General features: G+C 71.0%; 11 protein-coding genes. 4 read left to right on the top strand and 7 right to left on the bottom strand.

From position 1 onward, the window contains the following. Positions 1-28: 28 nt before the first annotated feature. From ACGFNF_RS21250 to ACGFNF_RS21230, 5 genes are all read right to left on the bottom strand, one after another. The gene (locus ACGFNF_RS21250; RefSeq protein ID WP_393170076.1) at positions 29-6,712 is read right to left on the bottom strand and encodes an amino acid adenylation domain-containing protein; all 6,684 of its coding nucleotides are present in this window, start codon (positions 6,710-6,712) and stop codon (positions 29-31) included. 10 nt (positions 6,713-6,722) lie between these two features. After that, a complete protein-coding gene (locus tag ACGFNF_RS21245; protein ID WP_393170074.1) occupies positions 6,723-10,082 on the bottom strand; it encodes an AMP-binding protein in 3,360 nt (1,119 codons plus the stop codon). Between the two features lie 9 nt (positions 10,083-10,091). Further along, positions 10,092-12,392, bottom strand: coding sequence for a pyridoxal-phosphate dependent enzyme (locus tag ACGFNF_RS21240; RefSeq protein WP_393170072.1), 2,301 nt, complete (start codon positions 12,390-12,392; stop codon positions 10,092-10,094). Positions 12,393-12,485: 93 nt separating this feature from the next. After that, positions 12,486-13,910: an argininosuccinate lyase gene (locus ACGFNF_RS21235; RefSeq protein ID WP_393170070.1), complete on the bottom strand. Its 1,425-nt coding sequence runs from the start codon at positions 13,908-13,910 to the stop codon at positions 12,486-12,488. A gap of 1,004 nt (positions 13,911-14,914) precedes the next feature. Then, complete coding sequence (locus ACGFNF_RS21230; protein WP_393170068.1) at positions 14,915-15,520, bottom strand: YdeI family protein; 606 nt, start codon at positions 15,518-15,520, stop codon at positions 14,915-14,917. Positions 15,521-16,587: 1,067 nt separating this feature from the next. Here ACGFNF_RS21230 and ACGFNF_RS21225 point away from each other — a divergent pair. The 4 genes from ACGFNF_RS21225 to ACGFNF_RS21210 all read left to right on the top strand — a co-directional run bounded on the left by ACGFNF_RS21225 (position 16,588) and on the right by ACGFNF_RS21210 (position 18,587). Beyond that, the gene (locus ACGFNF_RS21225) at positions 16,588-17,052 is read left to right on the top strand and encodes a DUF1801 domain-containing protein (RefSeq protein ID WP_357576553.1); all 465 of its coding nucleotides are present in this window, start codon (positions 16,588-16,590) and stop codon (positions 17,050-17,052) included. Between the two features lie 177 nt (positions 17,053-17,229). Continuing rightward, positions 17,230-17,907, top strand: a complete 678-nt coding sequence (locus ACGFNF_RS21220) for a hypothetical protein (RefSeq protein WP_357576552.1) — start codon at positions 17,230-17,232, stop codon at positions 17,905-17,907. A gap of 2 nt (positions 17,908-17,909) precedes the next feature. Continuing rightward, positions 17,910-18,404, top strand: a complete 495-nt coding sequence (locus ACGFNF_RS21215) for a hypothetical protein (protein WP_357576551.1) — start codon at positions 17,910-17,912, stop codon at positions 18,402-18,404. 12 nt (positions 18,405-18,416) lie between these two features. Further along, complete coding sequence (locus ACGFNF_RS21210) at positions 18,417-18,587, top strand: hypothetical protein (protein WP_357576550.1); 171 nt, start codon at positions 18,417-18,419, stop codon at positions 18,585-18,587. Positions 18,588-18,601: 14 nt separating this feature from the next. On the opposite strand, the gene ACGFNF_RS21205 is transcribed toward ACGFNF_RS21210, so the two are convergent. Together ACGFNF_RS21205 and ACGFNF_RS21200 are read right to left on the bottom strand one after the other, a co-directional pair. After that, positions 18,602-19,285, bottom strand: a complete 684-nt coding sequence (locus tag ACGFNF_RS21205; protein ID WP_393170064.1) for a M23 family metallopeptidase — start codon at positions 19,283-19,285, stop codon at positions 18,602-18,604. A 301-nt stretch (positions 19,286-19,586) separates the two neighbouring features. Further along, entirely contained in the window at positions 19,587-21,134 is a 1,548-nt protein-coding gene (locus ACGFNF_RS21200) for a hypothetical protein (RefSeq protein WP_357580505.1), read from the bottom strand. Positions 21,135-21,266: the final 132 nt, after the last annotated feature.

Here is a 21,266-nt window from a genome sequence, read left to right as displayed (position 1 = left end):
CTCTCCCCAGGTCTCGTCCCGCCGGTCCTCACAGGGCGAGCACCAGCGGGACGATCAGCCCTGCCGCTTCGACCCGCGACACGTACGCGCCCCAGTGCGGGGAGTCGATGAGCGTCGCCGTCGCGCGGTGGTCGATCTCCAGGGACTGGCCGCTCACCTCCCGCCAGATCTCCCCGAGCGCCCCGCGGTCCCCGTCGTCGACGAGGGTCGCCTCCTCCACCGGCCGGTCCGGGCTGCCCAGGAAGAACCTCAGCAGCCGGTCGGCCGCCCCGGCCAGCCGGTCGACGGCCTCCGGGGTGAACAGCGACCGGTCGTACTCGATGGTCAGCCCGATCCGGTCCTCGTCGGTGAAGTGCAGCAACAGGTCGAAGCGACTCGTCTGCGCGCCCAGCGGGGTCACGCTCGTGTCCAGGCCCGGCAGCGCGGCGACACCGTGCATCGACCGGGCGACGGAGACCACGACCTGGACCAGGGGGTTGACCCCGGGTCGGCGGGGTGCTCCCACGAGGTCCACGATCTTCTGCAACGGCAGGCTCTGGTGGTCCAGGGCGTTCAGGGCGCTGTCCCGGACCGATGCGACGACCGCCCGCGCGCTGTGCTCCGGGTCGACCTGGTAGCGGAACGGCACGGTGTTGGCGAAGAAGCCGACGAGGTCCCTCGTCTCCGCCGGGTGCCGACCGGCGACGGCCGCGCCGATCACCACGTCCGACTGCTGGGCGAGCTTGGCCATCAGCACCGCGCTGACGGCGTGCACGACCATGAAGAGGGTCACGTTGTGCTGCTGCGCGAACGCCCGCACCTCGGCGGAGAAGCTCTCGTCCCACTCCCGGTGGCGCCGGCCCGCGGTCCGCGTACGGTCCTCGGTCCGCTCCAGGTCGGTCGCGAGGGCGAGTTCCCCGTCGTAGCCCTTCAGGTAGGACCGCCAGAAGTCGCCGTCGCGTCGGGCCGGCGCCGATTCGAGGTGGTCCTGCTGCCAGCGGGAGTAGTCGCCGTACTGGATCGGCAGCGGGGGCAGGTCCGCCTCCCGACCCGCCCGGTGGGCCGCGTACGACTCCGCGATCTCCCGCAGGATCAGCTCGTTGGACCAGCCGTCGGTGACCACGTGGTGGCTCGTCCATTCGAGCACGTGGTCCCGGTCGGCGAAGCGGTACAGGGTGGCCCGGGTCAGCACGCCGCCGAGGTCGATGCGCCGCGTCGCCCGCTGCCGGACGTACTCCAGCATCGCCTCGGTGTCCCCCTCCGCGACCGCCGCGTCGGTGGCCTCCCGTATCCGCAGGCGCGGCTTCGCATCGGGGTCCACGACCAGCAGCGGCACGCCGTCGCGTTCGACGACCCGGCTGGACAACACCTCGTGGCGCGCGACGAGCCGGTCGACGGCCGCCCGCAGCGCGGTCACGTCGAGGTCACCACGCAGATGCAGGAGGTAGCCGTCGGTGTAGGCGCCGTCGGAGTCGAGCTGGTCGAGGTACCAGAGGCTCGACTGCGCCATGGACAGCGGGAACTCCCGCAGGCCGGCGGGCCTCGCCGGGATCGGCACCTCCGACTCCCGGTCGTCGGTCAGCGCCGCCTCGACCCGGGTGGCGAAGCCCCGTAGCGTCGGGTTCTCGAACAGCTCCCGGATCGGCAGGCGGACCCCGAGGCGGTCCCCCAGCCGGGCGAGGACCTGCGTCGCGTGCAGGGAGTGCCCGCCCAGGTCGAAGAAGCTGACCTGGGGCCCGGGCCGGCGACCGGGGAGCACGGAGGCCCAGATCTCGGCGACGGCCTCCTCCGTCGGGGTCATCGGGGCGGAGCCCTCCCCGGTCGGTTCGTCGACCGGGGACAGGGCCGTCGCCGCCAGCGCGCGGGTGTCGACCTTGCCGTGGCTCGTCCGCGGCAACTGGTCGATGCGGACGAGGAAGTCCGGGATGGCGTTGCGGGGCAGGACCTGGCTGAGCCCGGAGCGGACCTCCTCGGGCCGCAGGTCCCGGCGGACCAGGGAGCCCTCGGTCGCACCGTCGGCGCCGCCGGAGACCACCTCCGGTACGAAGAACCCGGCGAGTTGCTTGCCGCCGTCGGCGGACTGCCGGACGATCACCACGCTCTCCTGGACGCCCTCGACGCCGGCGAGGGCGCGGCTGACCTCGTCCAGTTCGACCCGGTTCCCTCGGATCTTGAGCTGGTTGTCGATCCGGCCGAGGAACTCGACCGAGCCGTCCGCAAGCCGGCGGCCACGGTCGCCGGTGCGGTACATGACGCCGTCCCCGTCGATGGCGAAGGGGTCGCTGACGAAGACCGCGGCGGTCCGGTCGGGGTCGTTGACGTAGCCGCCGCCGACGCAGACGCCGCCGGCGTACAGCTCGCCCGGCGTGCCGGTGGGCACCGGCTCCCGGGCGCCGTCCAGCACGTACAGGGCGGTGTTGCGCGCGGGCCGTCCGAGGGGGACGGAGGCGTCCCGCTCGTCCACGTCCGCCGCGACGAGGTGGTGCAGGACGTCGTCGGACGTCTCGGTCGCCCCCCACATGTTCAGCAGCCCCACCCCGGGCAACAGCCGGCGGAACGTGTTGGCGGACTGCGGGGTCAGCGTCTCCGCCTGCGAGGCGACCCAGCGCAGGCGGAACGGGGGAAACGCGTCGACGCCGTAGAACGCGAGTTCGGCGCACATGATGTTGAGCACGGAGGGCGTCACCTCCAGCACGGTGACCCCGTCCTCGGCCACGGCCCGCAGCAGCGACGCCGCGTCCTGACCGATCTCGTCCGGATAGATCACGGTCGTGGCGCCGACGGCGAGTGGCGCGAGGAGCTGCCAGACGGAGATGTCGAAGGTGGCGGCGGCGTCCTGGGCCAGCCGGTCGCCGGGCCGCAGATCCAGTTGCTGGATCTTGGCGTCGATGTGGTTGAGCATGCCGTCGTGCCGGATCAGCGCGCCCTTGGGGTCGCCCGTGGATCCCGAGGTGAAGAGGACGTACGCGCTGTCCCGACCGCCGGGTGCGGGGCCGAGCGCGACCGGCGTGCCGGCAGCGGCGAGGACGTCCGCCAGCTCGACCAGCTCGACCTCATCGATCGCGGCCAACGCGGCGCGGTGCGTCTCGTCGCACACCACCAGCCTCGCCTCCGCCCGCCCGACCATGCGGGCGACGCGTGCGGCCGGGCCCTGCGGCAGCGGCAGGTACACCGCGCCGAGGCGGAGGATGGCGAGGGTGACGACGAGGTAGTCGATGTTCCGGCCGCTGGCCAGGCCGACCACGGTGCCGTGGCCCACCTGCCGGTCACGCAACCATCCGGCCACCCGCTCGACGTGCGCGGCGAGCTCCCGGTAGGTGACCTCGCGGCCACGGCAGACGGCGGCCACCTCGTCGGGGAACGTCTCCACCGAACGGGCCATCCGTTCGAGGAAACCCGTCGCCGTCGCCGGCTCGACCGGCCCGCGTGAGATCTCGACCAACGCCCGGTACCGCTGCTCACCGAGCAGCGCGACCTGCGTCGGCTCGTCGTCGGGCTGGTCGACGACGCTGGTCAGCGCCCGCAGGAAGACGTCCGCCACCTCGTGGAGCTGGTCCTCCGAGATCCGCTCCATGTTCGCTTCGAGGTCGAGCGTGAGCAGTCGACTGAACGGGTCCTTGTTGAACTCGGCCCGCAGGGTGAAGTTCGTCTGGATGTAGCCGAAGCCGTCGACCACCTCGATGCCCGTGGCGTGGGCGAGCCGTTCGTAGCCGTGGAAGTGGGTGTAGTTGAACATGATGTCGGTCAGCTCGGGCACGCCGGCGAGCCGGAGCATCTCGGCGTGCGGGAAGCGCCGCACCGGCAGCAGCTCCCGCTCCTTGTCGCTGGTCGCCGCGATCAGGTCGCGCCAGGTGCGACCCCGCGGCCGGAACCGGAAGGGTACGAGGTTGAGGTGCAGGCCGATGACCTCGGTGCCGCCCTCCTCCTCGATCCGCCCGTTGGCGGCGACGCCCAGCACGACGTCGTCGCGTCCGGTGAGCGCCATCACCACCCGCGCCTGGACGGCCATCACCACGTGTTTGACCGACACCCCGCAGGCGGCGGCGAGCTGGTGCAGGCGGTCGGAGAGTTCCGCCGGGAGGTCCACGCTGAGGAAGCCCATCCGCCCCTCGTGGACGGCGCCGGAGCCCCGGGCGAGGCGGGGCAGCAGGCTCGGCTCGACGTCGGCCAGCTCCTGCCGCCAGAACTCCCGGACCGCCTCGTCGCGGAGCACGGCCTGTTCCTCGGCGATGAAGTCGGCGTACCGGCGCACGGGCAGGGCACGGTCGGGCGACGCGATGCCCTGCAGGTCCTGCCAGTAGTCGACGAGGATCTCCGCGAGCAGCGACGTCTCGCTCCACCCGTCGAACATCGTGTCGTGGAAGCTCATGGAGAACATGAACTCGTCCGGGCCGAGCAGGTGTGCCGTGAACCGGACCAGTGGCGGCTGCGCCCAGTCGTACGGGTTGCTCATCTCCCGGCGTTGCCAGGCCTCGAACTCGGCCAGCTGCCGGTCCTCGTCGAACCGGCTCAGGTCCGTCACGTTCAGCGGGGTCCGGGCCCGCGCGTGGACGACCTGGAGCGGTTGCGAGAAACCGGACAGGTGGAACGACGTCCGCAGGATCTCGTGGCGCTCGGTCACCCGCGCGAGCGCGCGGCTCATGGCGTCGTGGTCGAACCTGGCGCGCAACCGGAACATGAAGATGTCGCAGTACATGTTGACGCCCTCGGCGTACGCGCTGTGGAACAGCACGCCGGCCTGGAGGGTGGCCAACGGGTAGGCGTCCACCGCGTCGGCCGGCAGGTGCGCCCGGTCCGCCGGGTCGATGAGGCTGAACGGCTCGACCGGCGGGTCGACCGACTCGTCCGTGGTGACGGCGTACGCGGCCAGCGCACGGGGCGTCTTCAGCTCGTAGATGTCGGCCAGGTCCAGCGTCATCCCGCGGTTCGCCGCCGCCGCACGCAGCTGCACGGCGATGATGGAGTCCCCGCCGATGCCGAAGAAGGAGTCGTCGGGTCCCACCCCCTCGACGCCGAGCACCTCCTCGAACAGCGCGCAGATCGCCCGCTCCACCGTCGCCGTCGATGCGTCGGCGACCGCCTCCGTGGCCATCGGCGCCCGGAGCTGGTTGGCCGGGGTCGGTGCGGGCAGGAGCGTGAAGTCGACCTTCCCGTTGGCGTTGACGGGGATCTCCGGCACCGGTACGACGAACGCCGGGAGCATGTACGAGGGCAGGCTCGCCCGCAGCAGTTCCGGAATCTCGCCCAGCTCGCAGCCGGGGTCGTGGGTCACGTACGCGACGATCTGCATCCGGTCGTTGCCGACGTCCGACGCCGGCTGCCCGGCCCGGACGAGACTGCGGACCGAGGAGATCTGCCCGGACACCGCCTCCTGCTTCACCACCGGATTGCGCTGCGGCCGCGCCCGCCGGACGGTCACCGCGACCTGCCCGACGCCGGGCACCGCGGTCAGCGCCGCGTGGATCTCCCCGAGCTCGACCCGGTGCCCACGGATCTTGACCTGGTCGTCGGCCCGCCCCAGGTACTCGTACTCCCCGGCGGGAGTCAGGCGGGCGAGGTCACCGGACCGGTATCCCCGCACGGGCCTGCCGTCGACGGTCAGGTCGAGGAACCGCTCAGCGGTCGCTCCGGGCTGGCCCAGGTATCCGGTGGCCACCCCCGGTCCGGTCACGACGATCTCGCCGGTCTGGCCCGGGGGCACCGACCGGCCCTGCCCGTCCCAGAGCAGGAAACCGAGGTCCGCCAGCGGACGACCGATGAGGCTGGCCGTGCTCGTCAGGTCGGCCGCCAGGACCCTGCGGTACGAGGAGTGGACCGTCGTCTCCGTGATGCCGTACATGTTGGCCAGCTGCGGCTGCTGGTCGCCGTACCTGGCCACCCACGGCCGGAGGTCACCGAAGCGCAGCGCCTCACCGCCGAAGACCACCCACTTCAGCGGCAGCCTGTCGGGCCGGGAGACCTCGTGCGCCACCAGGCTGTTGAAGGCGGTGGGCGTCTGGCTGAGCATCGTCACCTGTTCGTCGGCGAGCAACGCCCGGAAGGCCACGGGGTCCCGTGCGACGTCCTGTCCCACGACGACCAGCCGGCCACCGGACAGCAGCGCGCCCCACATCTCCCAGACGGAGAAGTCGAAGGCGAACGAGTGGAACATCGTCCAGACGTCCCCGGCGCCGAAGCCGAACTGCGGCCGGGTGGCCCGGATCAGGCGCAGCACGTTGCCGTGGCTGACCTCCACGCCCTTCGGCCGCCCGGTGGTGCCCGACGTGTAGATCACGTATGCGCGGGTGTCCCACGCCGCGGGGCACGGCCCGCCGGTGTCGCCGCCGCGCTCCTCCGCGACGTCCTGCGGCCCCAGCACCGGGGTGTCCGGCGGCAGCAGCTGCGCCAGCTCGGGAGTCGTCACCACCACCGAGGGCGCCGCGTCCGCCACGATCAGCCTCAGCCGGGCGGCGGGGGTGGACGGATCGACAGGCACGTACGCCGCGCCCACCCGCAGCACGGCCAGGCTCGCGACCACCATGTCCACCGAGCGCGGCAGGAGCAGCAGCACCGGACGGGCCGGGTCGTCGACCCGCGCCCTGATCGTCGCAGCGAGCGCCGTCGAGCGGGCGGCCACCTCGGCGTACGACATCCGCCGGTCTCCGCAGCACACCGCGATGCTGTCCGGGTGAGCGCGGACGACCTCGTCGAACGACTCCACCAGATTACCGACGGCACCATCGGAAGCAGTCATCATCTCCGCCTTAGCTGAGTCGAACCGGGTCGTGGGCGAGTGCTGTGGACGGCCGCCGGACCAGCCGGGCGAGGTTCTCGGAGAACCGCCGGCACACCTCGGCTGCCGTCTCCGCGGAGACGAGGGTGCGTTGGTGGACGAGGCGGAACGCGAGTCCGCCCGCGTCGAGGGCGCCGTAGAGGCTCGTCGCGAAGGCGACGTCCACGGGCGGCACGTCGACCGTCTCGACGTCGTGGGACCCGATCCGTCGCCGCCGGCGGCTCCAGGGCACGGACAGCCCGACGTCGCCGCCGTCCACCGGCTGCTGGAGCGTCAAGGTCGCCTGGAAGAGCGGATTCTGGCCGTGCCGGTCCGCGGCGAGGGCCCGGACCAGGTCGCTGAAGGGAACGTCCGCCGTCGACAGTGCCGCCCGCAGTTCCCGCCACAGGCGTTCCTCGAGTGCCGACGGGTCGGGCCGGTCGGTCAGGTCACCGAGGATGGGCACCATGTTGACCAGGTAGCCGACGGTGCCGGCGAAGCGCTGGTCGGTGCGCCCGTGGTGCGGCGCGCCGACCACGATCCTGGGTTCGCCGGTCACCTCGTGCAGGGCTTGGACGTAGGCGGCCAGCAGGGGGACGAACGGGGTGAAGCCGCGCCGGGCCGCGTGCCGGTGCAGGGCCCGTACGACGTCCGGGTCGGCCTCGAAGTCGAGCCAGCCGGCCCGGTGCCGGTCCGGGTCCGGCCGTCGTCGTGCAGACCCGCCGCCAGCAGGTCGTTGCGGAAAGAGTACGAGGTCACGCAGTGGCCGCCACTTCTCCGCCAGGGCCGTGACCCGGTCGCGCCGGTCGGGATCGAGTCGCGCCTGCTGCTGTAGCCGGGCCCAGTCGGTGGCGTCCGCCGCGCCCGGTCCCACCTGGGCCGGCGGGGCGTCGCCGCCCGTGATCCGGGGCAGGATCTCGGCGAGCAGGAGCTGGAGCGACCAGTGGTCGACGACCGCGTGATGACACGCCACGAGAAGCACCGTGCCGTCCGGCGGGTACGCCACCCCGGCCCGCACCAACGGGCCCGTCACCAGGTCGAAGGGGCGGTAGGCCCGCTCGTGCAGGTAGGCGCGTACCGCCTCGTCGGGGCCGTCCGGGAAGGTCCGGCACTCCCAGTCGACAGTGCCCTGCTCGTGCACGGTCTGGGTGCCGGACCCGAGCGGTCCGAGGGTCGTGCGCAGCGCGGGGTGCCGAGCGACGGCCTCGTCGATCGCGGCCCGCAGCAGGTCCTCCTCGACGCGGCCGGAGAGGCGCAGGCCGATCGCCAGGTTGTTCGCCCGGTTGCCGCGCGACACCTCGTCGTAGAAGTGCAGCTCGACCTGGCCGGCCGAGGCGGGGCTCACCGCCCCGGTCTCCGCCGGCAGCGGTACGGCGGCCGGGCCGGGTCTCGCGGCGGCGGCGACCATCTCGGCCACCGACCGGTCGCCGAAGAACAGCTCGGCGTCCAGGGTGCCGTCCACCAACCGCTCGACCGCCGCCTTGAGTTCGATCAGACGCAGCGAACCGAGTCCCAGCGCCGCCAGCGGCAGCGACGGGTCCCACTCGGACCCGTCGAGGTTCGCGTACCGCCGGACGAGCTGTTCCACCGCTGCGGACCGGTCGCCGGGGTGGGTGTCGGCGGCAGCCCGCTCGGGCACCACGGACGGGACCGCCGGCACGACGAGCTTGAGCCGCCCGCCGACGAACTGCTCCCTGGTGGCACGCCGGCGGACCTTCCCGCTGGAGGTCTTCGGTATCGCGCCGGGCATGACGACGACCACGTCGTCGAGGTCCAACCCGCACTCGGTGGCCACCCGGCGCCGCAGCCCGCCGGTCAACGACGCGAGCAGCGCGGGGTCGGCGAGCAGCCGCGCCAGCCCGCTGCGGGAGGCCTCGACCACCAGCACCACCCGCTGGTCACCGGTCTCCGGCTGGAACGCCGCGGCGCCGCCCTGGCGCAGGTGCGCGTCGCCCGCGGTGGCGACGGCCTCGATGTCGTGCGGGTGGTAGTTGCGGCCCGCGCGGATGATCAGATCCTTCTGGCGCCCCGCGACGTAGAGCTCGCCGTCGTACATCGCGCCGAGGTCCCCGGTACGCAGGAAGGTCCCCTGCCGGCCGCCGACGGTGGCGGCGAACGTCGCGGCGGAGTCGGACCTGCCCCAGTACCCGGCGGCCACCCCGCCGGAGCTCACGCAGATCTCGCCGACCTCGCCCGCCGCGCAGGGTGCGCCGTCCGCGCGGCGCACGGCGACCGTCGTACCCGGTGGCGGGGTGCCGCAGGAGACCAGCGTGACCGGCTCCGTCCCCGCTGCTCCGGTCGCCCCGGTCAACCGGCCCGTCTCGAGGGCGTGCCGGTCGAAGGTGCCGGTGCGGTAACCGGTCGACGCCTCGGGGCCGCTGACGAAGAGCGTCGCCTCCGCCAGGCCGTAGCACGGATAGAACGCCCGGCGGTCGAACCCGAGCGGCGCGTACGCGGCGGAGAACGCGTCCATCGTCCGCCTGTCCACCGGCTCCGCGCCGTTGAACGCGACCCGCCACGAGCTGAGGTCGATCCCGTCGAGCAGCCCGGCGTCGAAGCGGTCCGCCAGGAGCTGATAGGCGAAGTTGGGTCCACCGGAGAGGGTCGCCCTGAACCGGGACACCTCCGTTGGCCACCGCAGCGGATTGCGGACGAACGCGAACGTGTCGAGCAGGACCGCCGGTACGCCCATGAACAGCGGCAGCAACGTGGTGCCGATGAGACCCATGTCGTGGTACATCGGCAGCCAACTGAGCACCACGTCGTCGGCGTCGATCCCGAAGCCGGCCGCGATGGCCCGGTGGTTGTCGGTGAGGTTACCGTGCCCGACCATGACCCCCTTGGGATCGCCCGTCGATCCGGAGGTGTACTGGAGGAAGGCGAGGTCGTCCGGCGCCGGCCGGTGGGGGCCCACCGGAGCGGCCTGCGCCCGCACCGCCTCGATCGGGTGCACCGCCGGTCCGCCCGGCTCGGCCGCCAGCCCCGACAGCGCTCCGACCAGCTTCGCGGTGGTCAGCGCGTGGGTGGCTCCGCAGTCGCGCACGACGGTGGTGACGCGGTCGAGGCGCGCGTGGGGGCCCGGCGGGTAGAGCGGCACCGCGACCACGTTGGCGTAGAGGCAGCCGAGGAAGGCCGTGACGTAGTCGAGGCCGGGTGGGAAGAGCAGCAGCGCCCGGTCGCCCGGTTCAGCGATCGACCGCAGGTGGCCGGCCACGGTACGAGCGCCCTCGTCAACCTGCCCGTACGTGGTGGTGGTCGTCGTCCCGGCACTGTCGACGAAGGTCAGCGCGGGGTCGTCCGCCCGGGTGTCCGCCCAGGCCGACAGGGCCGCGATGAGCGAGGTGTGCGTCATGGTCGTCCCTCAGTGGGCCGGGGCCAGGGACGCTTCGTCGCTGACGGCGTCCGGGCTGTCCTCGTCGACCAGCAGCTGGACCTGGTCCACGGCGGCACGGATCCGGCGGACGACCTCCGCTCTGCTGGAGCCCGTGGCGATGACGTGCCCCAGGCGGTCGTAGCCGTTGCGCGGTGGTCGCACGGACGTGCCGGGGGACGCCGTCACGGTCACCTGTTCGACGCCGTCGAGGTGCTCGATCTCCGCCCCGGCCGCGGTACCCCGGAGCGTCCCGGGCCGGGGAGCCACCAGGAACTCGATCGCGGCGTACCCGTGGGTGGTCGAGGAGAGCCGGGTCGGTCCCCCGACGGCCGCTGCCAGCTGCGCGGCGAGCAGGTCGGAGCCGGTGGCGAGGCGGTAGAGCTCGGGGATCATCCCGCCGGCCGGGCGGGGATTGATCTCGATGATGGCCGGGCCGGACGGCGTGAGGCGTACCTCGGTGTGGGTCGCCCCGTGTGACATCCCGACCGTGGCGAGCGCCCGCAGGACGGCATCCACCACCTCGGTCGCCTGATCCGCCGGCAGGTCCGCGGGAAAGACGTGACCGAGCTCCGCGAAGTACGGCCCACCGGTCACCCGCTTCTCGGTGATCCCGAGACAGCGGTTCCCGGTGCTCTCGCCGAACACCTCGACGCTGAACTCGGCACCCCGCACGTACTCCTCGACCAGCGCGCAGCGGGCGGTCGGCATGCCCCGGACGTTGACGCGCGTCGCCAGGACCGCCGCCACGTGCGCGGTCGCCTCCTCGACGGTGGCGCAGAGCAGCACGGCGTTCGAGCCGGAGTCGTCCGCGGGCTTGACCACGCACGGCAGTCCGACCTCGCGCACCGCGGCAGCGGCCCGCGCCGGGTCCGTCACCGCGACGAAGCGGGGTTGTCGGATCCCGCTGTCCCGCAGCGCCTCCCGCAGCAGGGCCTTGTTCCGACAGGCGGCCACGGCTGCCGGCGGGTTGCCCGGCAGTCCCAGCCAGTCGGCCAGCTCGGCGGCGAGCACGGTGTAGAAGTCGCTGGTCGTCGTCACCCCGGCGAGCTGTTCACGACGGAACCTGCCCTGGATGAGCGAGCGCAGGGCCGGCAGCTCGTGCGTCTCGCAGACGAGGACCTCGCAGTCGGTGTCGGCGAGCCCCGGGTAGCGGTCGGGACGGTCGGTGAGCAGCACCGGACGCAGCCCCATCCGTCGTGCGACGCTCAGGGCGAGCACGCCGGTCCCGCTCGTGTTCGCCTCCAGGAACAACAGGTACCGCTCGCCGTCCGTACGCGGGACGTCGTCCGTCCGCGACCAGCTCACGGCGACCTCGCCGGGGCTGATCGGACGCGGCCGGTCCGCCGCGTCCATCTCGTCCAGGCGGTCGGCGGCCCATCCGTCGTCGTAGACGGTCTGCGCGTACCGGTCGCCGCGATCGGGGAAGATGCCGACGATCCGGGTCCCCGGCTCCGCCCGGCGAGCCACGTCCTTCAACACCTGGTAGACCGAGCCCGACGTGTTGCCGCCGAAGATCTGCTGCTCGCGGGCCAGGTCACGGGTGGCGCCGAACGCCTCCCGGTCGTTGAGCCAGTGCACCTCGTCGATCTGGCGACGGTCCAGGTTGGCGGGCTCGAGGCTGTTGCCGAGGCCGCCCTGCAACCTGTTGGGCACGTCCGGCTGACCGAACAGCACGCTGCCCACGCAGTCCACCCCCACCACTCGCAGCTCGGGCAGCGCGCGTCGCAGCGCCCGGGCCGAGCCGCACAGCGAACCACCGGTGCCGACCGCCCCGACCAGGACGTCGAAGGAGGTGAGGTCCCCCAGCAGCTCCCCCGCCAGGGACCGGTACGCACCCGGGTTGTCCGGATTCCGGTACTGCTCGGGAAAGAACGCACCCGGCAGGGCTTCGAGGAGCTCGTGCAGCCGTTCGAGGCGGGCACCCTGCCAGCCCTGGCTGGACATCCGGTCGACGACGTGCACCTGGCAGCCCAGGGCGCGCAGCTTGGCGAGGGTCACGGGGTCGATCCGGGGGTCGGTGACGACGTGCACCGGATGGCCCAGGGCGGTGCCGACGAGGGCGACTCCCAGCGCCATCGTGCCGGAGGAACTCTCGAGGATAGGCGCGCCCGGTCGGAGCACGCCCAGCCGTCTGGCCTCGAGGATCACGTGGCGGGCGACCCGGTCCTTCATCGCGAAGAGGTTCTGGAGTTCGAGTTTGGCGTACACCTCGACGCGCGGGTCGACATCCATTCTCAGCCTGATCAACGGCGTGTGCCCGATGGCGTCGACGACGTTCTGGAAGATCACGCGCTGGCCCCCGATCGTCCGTGGGTGCCGACGTCGCTCGCGCCCACCCGGGCTGCTCCGCTAAAGATCGTCATTCTTCCCCCGATTCGACGCTCATCGACGCCCGAGCAGTGCCCGAGCGGAACCTCGCCGTTCACGACGGTCGTCCCACTGCTGCCGGAGGAGCCGGAACTCGTCCGCCTGGCTGGCGAGCAGGTCGGCCAACTCCTGCGGGTTGACCGAGCCCGTCGACCGCTTTCCACGAATTGCGTTCTCGATGTCGAAGGCGTCGGCGAGCACGCGTGCGGCGTCGGAGACCTGGTATCCGTGCCGGCCGGCGACCTCGACCAACAGCCCGGGGTCTCCGGGATGGGGCGGGATGTCGGAGGAAATGGCGGCGGCGATGTACTGCCCGACGACGATCTGGGCGTCGCGCCAGGGGATCCCGTCGTTGAGGGTCAGGTCGTTCGCCAGTGCGAACGCGCCCAGATACTCCCGCCGGCAGGCTTCCCGCATCCGGTCGGACCGGAAACGCAGGTTGTCGACGACGGTCGAGAAGAGCCGCAGGGCCGTCCGCGTGGTGGAGACGGACACATGGAGGTTCGCGGTCGCCTCCTTGGACACCTCCACCATGTTGGAATAGGGCGTCGAGCGTTGGGCGAGGACGATGTCCACACCGAAGGCGCCGAGATGCGCCAGCTTTCCGCGGATCCGCTCCAGGATCGGGAAGTTCTTCTTCTGCGGCATCGCCGCCGAGATGCCGGAGAGCTCGTCAGGCAGGTCGATGAAGGCGTACTCGTTGCTGCCCCAGGTCATGAGATCGGTGACGAAGCGGCTCAGTTCGGCACCCAGAATGGAGAATTCCGCCATCATCTCCAAGGCCAGCGACCGGGACGCCACGGCGGTCAGGGCGTGCGGAACCGGTCCCGCGAAGCCGAGCAGGTGCGCCATGCGGTGACGGTCCCAGGGCAACTGCTGGCCGGCCATCGAGCCCGCGCCGAGCGGTGAGAGGTCGTTGCCGTCGTAGGTGGCGAGCCAGCGGCGCAGGTTGTGCAGGATCTGCTGGGAGAGGGCGGCCAGGTAGAAGCCGGGAGTGATCACCTGGGCCGCCTGGAGGTGGGTGTATCCCGGCATCAGCAGGTCGGTCGTGCCGTTGGCGAGTCGATGGACAGCCTCACCGAGGCCCAACAGGTCCTCCGCCGCCCCACCCAACCACTCGCGTGCCGCGAGAGCGTGTGCGGTCGCCTGAGAGTCGTTACGACTGCGGTCGACGTGCCAGGCCGGGACCGGCTCGGTCAACTGCCCATGCACCCACTGCTCGATGGCCATCGACGTGTCGGACATGTTGGTGGCGGGGTCGGCGCTGAGCGTGGATTCGTCGATCCTGCCAAGTCTGTCCGCGATGTCGCGCCGTTGCTCGCCGGTGATGACCCCCATCCGCTCGTACTCGAGCAGGAGAACCACTTCCACAGCGAGATAGTGAGGAAGCAGATGGGTCATGTCGAACTCGAACTGGGGTCGGAGGATTTCGTCGTGCACCTGACGGGACGGACCGCTGGACAACCGTCCTGACATCAGGGCGGAGCCCTCGGGAACGAGTTGCAACTGAAGACCCCCGTTACGGAGTTGCACGGCCGGACTGCAACCCGAATCCGCACCCTGGGGGCGCGTGACATCGCCTGCGGATCGGACCGCCTCGATGAAGGACAGTCACCTGAGGTGGGTGCGAAGATTCACAAGGAAGGCGCGATCGGCGGCGCTGGACGAATTCGACGCTTGCCGTCAGCAGACATGGAACCAACTCCCCCGTGGAGCGACTACGACATCGTGCAGGCAACGGAGCATGAATCGGCAGTTCGCGCCAATACGCGGTCTTCGATGGGGCGAGATTAGCCGCGTGCCTCATGCCTCGCAAGGGACTGCATTTCGCGCGCTATGTCTGGTACAGGTCGCATTTGTTCTTCCCAGCACCCGGCTCCGAAGCACCCGCCCGGACACCCTGACGATGGTGGGAGCTTTTCCCTCGTCCGGGGCCACCCACGGCCATCGATACTGCTGGCAGGCTCACGGCCAGGACGAACGAGTGCCATTGGCGCGTGGAAGCTCGTAGCGTGTCAGGGAATGTGGTCGACCTCGCCCCCTCGTCAGCCGACGCGGGACAGCTCCTGCCTGCACGTGTCCCCTTCAAGCGGAACTCCAGGCTCCGTCGATGACGCTGACTGCAAGCAGCCCCGCGACTACCGAGCGTGCGGGCGGTCGCGCATTCCGACCTCCCGGACGGCGAGGACTTCCCCCGCCACTGCCCCTGCCGGCGTCGCGGCTCATCGCGACCTGGGGCTGGCGCAATCCGGTCAGAGGGTGACGCATGCGTAGCTGGTGGATGCTGGCGTTCATCCTGCTGTTCGTCACGGGTGTCCGGCGTCGCGGAGCGGGCCCATCCCACCCGCCGCCGCGACCAGGTCGCCGGCTGACCGACACGTGGAGTCAGCCCATCCCAGCACCGTTCCCGGCCAGACGAGTGCCCATGATCATGACAAAGCCGATCATGGCGAGTGCGGCGGCTTGGCCTTCTGCGGGTAGATCGTCTCGTGACGGGCCAGCATGGCAACGAACTCGCTGATCTTCCGCTCGCGGGTCTGCGCCCGTTTGACCGCATTGACGCGGTGGATGAGAGCGAACCGGTTGGTCTTGGCGAGTACGTCGAACATGGCCTGGGCGGCAGGGTTGGCAGCGATGGCGGCGAGGAGGTCCTCCGGCACCTCGGCTTCCGACGGCGGGGCGTAGGCGGCCGCCCACCGCCCGTCCGCCTTCGCGGCCTCCACCGCGGCCCGGCCCGAGGGCAGCATCCGCCCCTGCTCCTCCAGCCGCGCCACGTGGGCGACGTTGCGTTGCGACCAGGAGCTGCGGGGCCTGCGCGGGGTGAACCGGATCCAGGAGGTCTCCTGATCCCGCTTACGGGCCTGCCCGTCGATCCAGCCGAAACACAGGGCCTCGTCGACCGCCTGCTGCCAGGTCAGCGTCGTGACCGTGCCGCCCTTCCTGGTCAGGGCGAGCCATACACCGGGCGACGTGGCATGGTTGGCCGACAACCACGCGCGCAGCGACTCGGCGTCCACGACGATCAACTCATCCAGTTCGGCGCTCACCATGACGGCAGGCTATCGCTGCACTGTGACTGCGGCCTCAGCCTGTGGGACGGCCCTGCTCGTCGGGCTGAAGGCGCGTATGCCGCCGGCGGCAGCCGCGTACGAGGACACGTCGTGGATTCGCTCGGCGGCAGATCAGTGCCCGCCGGAGTCATCGGCGAGGGATCCTGGTCGGTCGTCGAGGTCGCGGTGCCAGATCCGTTGCCAGTGGTCCTCCGCCGGGGAGTCACGCCAGCGCGCGGCGGGGCCGTCCGGGTGGACGCCACAGGTCGGGCATGCGCGGCCCGGGCGGCGCCGCTCGTTGCCGCATGCGAGGCAGTGTGTGTCGGAGCTGACTCCGGCAGCGTAGCGATCGAGGACCGCCTGGACGACCGTGGCGAGAGGTGCCGTCGGGTGGTGCTGAGGGTCAGGGCAGTAGGCGATCCGGTGCCAGCCCCACGAGTTCCAGGGTGGCGGCGTCCGTGGTGTCCGCCTGCCAGCCGCTTTCTCTCGACGCCGCTGGACGGCGTACTCCTGCGCACGTGGCAGGACCACGTCGCGAGCCCGCTGCAGTTCTTCGGCGGCACGCACGAGTGCGCCGAGGTCATCGGTGAGCCTGCGTGGGATACGTGCGGAGACGATCAGGTGGTGCCAGGTGGCGCGGAATCCGTATGGGGCACAGTGCAGCGTGCACTCGCGCAACGCGTAGAGCCGACGCTGTGGCGAAAGGGTGCTGTCGTGGACGCGGCACGCCTGCGCAGGAAAGCTGGTCACGGAGCCAATGGTGGCCCTGCCCGGCGAGCCACACGAGCACGTTTCGGCGTCCGGACGGACCACGACGCAGGACCAGGCAACACCCGTCGCCGGGTACTCGCATCACGACGCCATCTCTGCGGCAGATCCGCGCACCTCGACCTCGATGCACCGGTTCTGCGAGCCTGCGATCAGCTCTGCGCACACCTGTCCTCATGCTGCCGGAGAGCCTGCGAAGAAGAGCTGATGTGAGTGGTCAGGAATCGAGAAGTGATGTCGAACGCACCGCCGTTAGCGTGGACGGCACACGAGCCACACGGCGACGAGGAGAAACGACCATGACGAAGAAGGACGCTGCCGCAGGAGGGTTTTCCACGCAGGAGCGGGCCGCGATGAAGGAGCGTGCGGCGGAGTTGAGAGCTGGGGCCAGACGCACGAAGGGCGCGGAAAAGGCCGCCGCCGAAGAAGCGGAGCTGCTCGCGAAGATCGCGCGGATGCCCGACGGAGACCGGGAGATGGCGGAGCGTGTGCACGCGATCGTCACGACCGTCGCGCCGGATCTCGCCCCCAAGCTGTACTACGGCCAGCCCGGGTATGCCAGGGACGGGAAGGTCGTGGTCTTCTTCCGCAGCGGGCAGATGGACAAGGAGCGTTACTCGACGTTCGGCGTGAGCACGCAGGCGGCCCTCGACGAGGAGGGCGGGTTCTGGCCGACCTCGTACGCGCTCACCGAACCGACGGAGCAGGCGTGGGAGCAGCTCGGCGACATCGTACGGCGCGCAGCGGGAACGCAGCAGTCGTGAGCGGTCCGGCCCACGGTCGGACGATCTGACGTCCGGCGAGCCGCGCCCACGCTGCGCGGCATCGAGCAACGCTCTCCGGGCCATCGCGTCGAGGTCGATCTTCGTCCCGGTCTCGGCGTGCAGGAGGTCGGTCGACGATCTGCGGCCTGTCGGGGGCGCGCGATACCGTGCCGCCTCGTGAACGCCTTGCTACGACGGTTCGTGGAACTCATCGAAGCCGACCTGGCAGCCGCCGGCTTCATCCGCCGTGGGCCGGTCTTCCGGTACTTCGACCCCGAGGGCAACGGCATCGCCCTCGGCATCCAGCGCACCACCGCGCTGAGGGGAGAGATCGAGTTCTTCATCAACGTCGGGGTGCTGCTCGCCCCGCACCTGCGGTACTACTTCGGCGAGAACGATCCGCGCCGTGACGCCATGCCGCACCACAGCGTCTGGGACCACCGCCTGGTGGCGACCGACGACACCGCGGAGTTGCCCGACCACACGTTCTCGCTGTTGACGGAAGCCGACGTGGAACGCGCCGCCACCATCGTGCGGACCTGGCTGGCGGGGAACCTGCCCCGCATGAAGAGCTGGCTGGGCGACTTCGACGCGATGCTCGCCGCCATCGAGGAGGACCGCGAACGATCCGCCCGGGCCCGCGCCGAGCAGCTCGCCTGCGGGCGGTGGAAGGCCGGCCGCTGGTCGGACGGAAGTTGGAGTGACCGCGTCATCCGCGCCTACGCGCACGCTCAGCGCGGCGACGTGGACGCGGTCACGGCCGAGACCGCGGGCTGGCGCGACCAAGGCCCCGACTCGCTGGCCGCCGACGCCCTGGCACTCGCCAGCCAGCGCCTCACCGAACGGCAGGGATGATCGTGGGCTACTCCGGTCTTGTCATCATCGCCCGCACCGGCGACACGCGGCTCGACGAACTGGCGTGCGTCGACGACCTGTTCGTGGCCGTGACCGACAACGTCCGCGCCGGCGGCTGGCGGATCGGGTTACTCGGCCCGGTTGACGACGCCTCGCCCGACGACCTGGTCAACGACCTCGCGCGGGAAACGACGGCACCGGCCATCGCGCTGTCGGTCTTCGACAGCGACTGCGCCTTTGCCACGGCAGCCGACCCGTCCGGCGAGGCCGTCGAGTTCTACCTCAACGAGGAGGTCGTCCGGGCCCTCGTCGACGACGACAGGTTCGAGCCGCTCAACAGCCAGGCCGCCGCCGGACTGCTGCGCTGGGCCGGGAAGGCGGGCCTCGTCGCCAGCCCTGATCGACTCGCGAGCGCACTCGAGGAGCGCCCGGGTCCGTTCGGGGACGGAATCGTCGAACTCACCGAGGCCCTCGGCATCGCGGGGCCTCCCGGCTAGAGGTCGCGGGCCGTGCGGATCGCGGCAGATGCGCACGGCGTACGGGGCGCGGCAAGAGTCGCGTTCGCACCCGTCCGTACCGTCCGGGTCGACGACGAGATCGCCGACGCTGAACGGACCTGGGTGGCGACGCACGACAACGCTGCCGTCTTCCTGCGCCGCGTGGCTCCCGGGCCGCCGTGACGCGTCAGGCCAGATCAGCCGATGCCGTCGACCGCGGCCCTGAGTGCGTTGATCGACGGGTCCCAGCTGAAGTTCAGGACGGGGAGGCCGGAAGCGCCGGCATTGCTGTCGCCACCAAGGACCACCGCCCGCGGCTTACCGGTGCCCTGGGGGACTACGAGGTACCAGTTGCCCTTGACATTCGCGATGAACACTTCATCTACCTCCTGGTCGGACGGGTTCGGGTTGGCGACGTCTCCGACGTAGTTCTCGAAATCCACCGTCGCGCGGAAATCCGTCGGACTGCCGGTGTTCAGCCAGAGACTCGTATGCACATGCGGCCCGACACCACGGTCACTGCCGTGCGTCGAGGCGCCGGAGTACGCGATCGTCTGGCCTCGCGACACACGTTGACCGGTCGAGACGGCGATCCTCGACAGGTGCAGGTGCCGGGTGTAATTGCCATCGTCGTGGGCCATCCCCACGACGCGCCCGGTCGCGGTGGAGGTGTCGGTCTTCACGTAACGGATGGTGCCGTTCGCCGCGGCCTTGACGGCAGTGCCGGTTCCGACCGCATAGTCGGTGCCCGGCTCACCCGAGGGTGGCCTCCGGTTCCGGTGGTCCTGCCACGAGCTCGAAATCCGGACGCTTCCGCACGGCCTCTGATAGCTGCCGGCAGCCTGAGCGGAGCCGGGCAACAGAGCGAAGGCGGCCGACACCCCGGATGCCGCCAACGCGGCGCCTGTGATGAACCCCCGTCTCGAAAGTCCACGCAGATAGGCGATGCCACCGAGATCCTCGGGCCGCAGATCGCCGTGACTGACATTCTGAGGAGGGTCAGGGCGAGGCTCCCCGCTGAGGATTATCGATGCAACCTAAGGCTACTTCCGTTGGAGGGCAAGGGTTTGCCTGCGATCGCCTTGGGACGTCACGCGAGTCCTCTCCGTGACGTAACCAGGCCAGGGCCTGCGTCGTCGTAGGTCACGTCGCGCCTCCTGCCTGGCCTGCCGAATCGGAAGCTCAACTCAGGGCGGCGTGGGTGTCGGTGAGGAAGCGGTCGCGGTCCTCGCCATGGGCGATCGCCGCGTTGTAGATGGCGTCGATTGCAGCAGCCAGCGGATCGTCGTTCGCCAGGGCGATCAGGGCGGGAAACGCGGCGGCCTGCTGAAGTGCCCCTGCGACGGTGCGGGTGCCGATTCCTGGCGGGCCCAGGCGGAGGGTGACGGTGGTGTGCGGAATCTCGGGATCGGACATGAGCCGGTTGAACGCGGCACTGCCGCTCTGCTCGGTGAGGGATCGGGGCAGTGGACGGTCACCCTCGGCCGCGGCGAGGGCGTCGGCAATCCACCCGATCTGCTCCAGCCCGGCCACTCGCATCGCATGGCGGGCCGCCCAGCATGCTGCCTTCCGCTGGCGGGCGGCGGGCAGCGCAGCGATGCGGTCGAGTAGCCGGCGGTCGATCCGGGCCATCGACTGCGCCTGGCCGAGGAGTCCACGGACACGATCCGACGGCGGAGCGCCTCCCCACCGCTCGGCGTCGCGCTCGGCCTGCAGACGGCGGGATTTCTCCGCCAGCACGGTTGCCTCGGCGGCCTGCCCACGCAGCGTCTGAATCCACGGGTACGACCCGGCGGTGTCGAGCAGATGGTCCCAGATCAGACTGAGGGCGAAGGCGTGCCGGCCCAACACTCCCTCGTGCCGCAGCGTGAAGCCGCCAGAGCCGGACATCACCCGTACGGCACTCGGCTCGTCCTCCGGCAGCGTCGTCAACGGATGAGGGAAGATCGGTTCGACAGCGGTGGCCCACGACCAGGTGAAGGTCTCGTCGTCGACCCGCTCCAGACGAACCTCCAGGTCGCCGACGGGCAGCACCTCGGCCGGGACCTCGATCGGCGCGGGGCGACGACGGACCACCGCCACCCGGGACAGGTCGGCGTCGTCCTCGTAGGGGTGACCTGCTGGCAACAGCGGCAGGATGCCCGGGCGGGCGGACGGGCGAGGTACCAGCGACAGCATCGCCCACTCCGCGGCCTTCGCCGGCTGCTGCTCCCAGTCGCGACCTGCGGGGTCGGCCAGCACGGTGCGCCACGGCATCTCCTCGGAAACTCCCCAGATGTGCAACTCGTGCCGCTCGGGCGGGTCACCGTCAGTGCGTACCGTCTCGTGCAGTCGGTCGCGTGCGTGCACCCGCACCCTGACAAGCCCACGGGGGACGGCCACATCGGTAAGGGCGTCCGTGGTGCCACCCATCAAGCCGATGACCGACAACCGACCGCTGGGACTCCACAGGGTCACTTCACTGATCGCGTCCCAGCCGTCGTCGGCCTCTGCCGCAGGCCCGGACAGCACACGAACGCGTGCCTCGATCCACCCGGTGTGAATACCGCAGAAACCGGTGAACTGACTCGGCCCGCGGACGTGTAGCAGGTCGTCGCCGAGGATGTAGATCCCCATGCCGGACACACCCGGCGCTGTGAAGACCTCGTACTGGCAATGGCTGACCGGCAGCCGCGCCCAGTCGGTCATGAACGCCGAAGGTCGATGATCCGCGCTGGGGGCGTCATTCACTGCCGAATCCTACGGCCGCCGTCATCTGACCAATGGCCCCAGGGATCGACGGGAATTACCTTCCGCCGCTGTCCGACCTTGCCGGCCGGCCACCCCGAGGGGACGGATCGCCGCCGTCAACGCCGTGAAGGA

The organism is Micromonospora sp. NPDC048868 (assembly GCF_043198195.1).
In the GTDB taxonomy this organism is placed as follows: Bacteria; Actinomycetota; Actinomycetes; order Mycobacteriales; family Micromonosporaceae; genus Micromonospora; species Micromonospora reichwaldensis.
The sequence above is the reverse complement of the archived record's forward strand: the minus strand, read 5'-3'. Positions and strand labels throughout refer to the sequence as shown.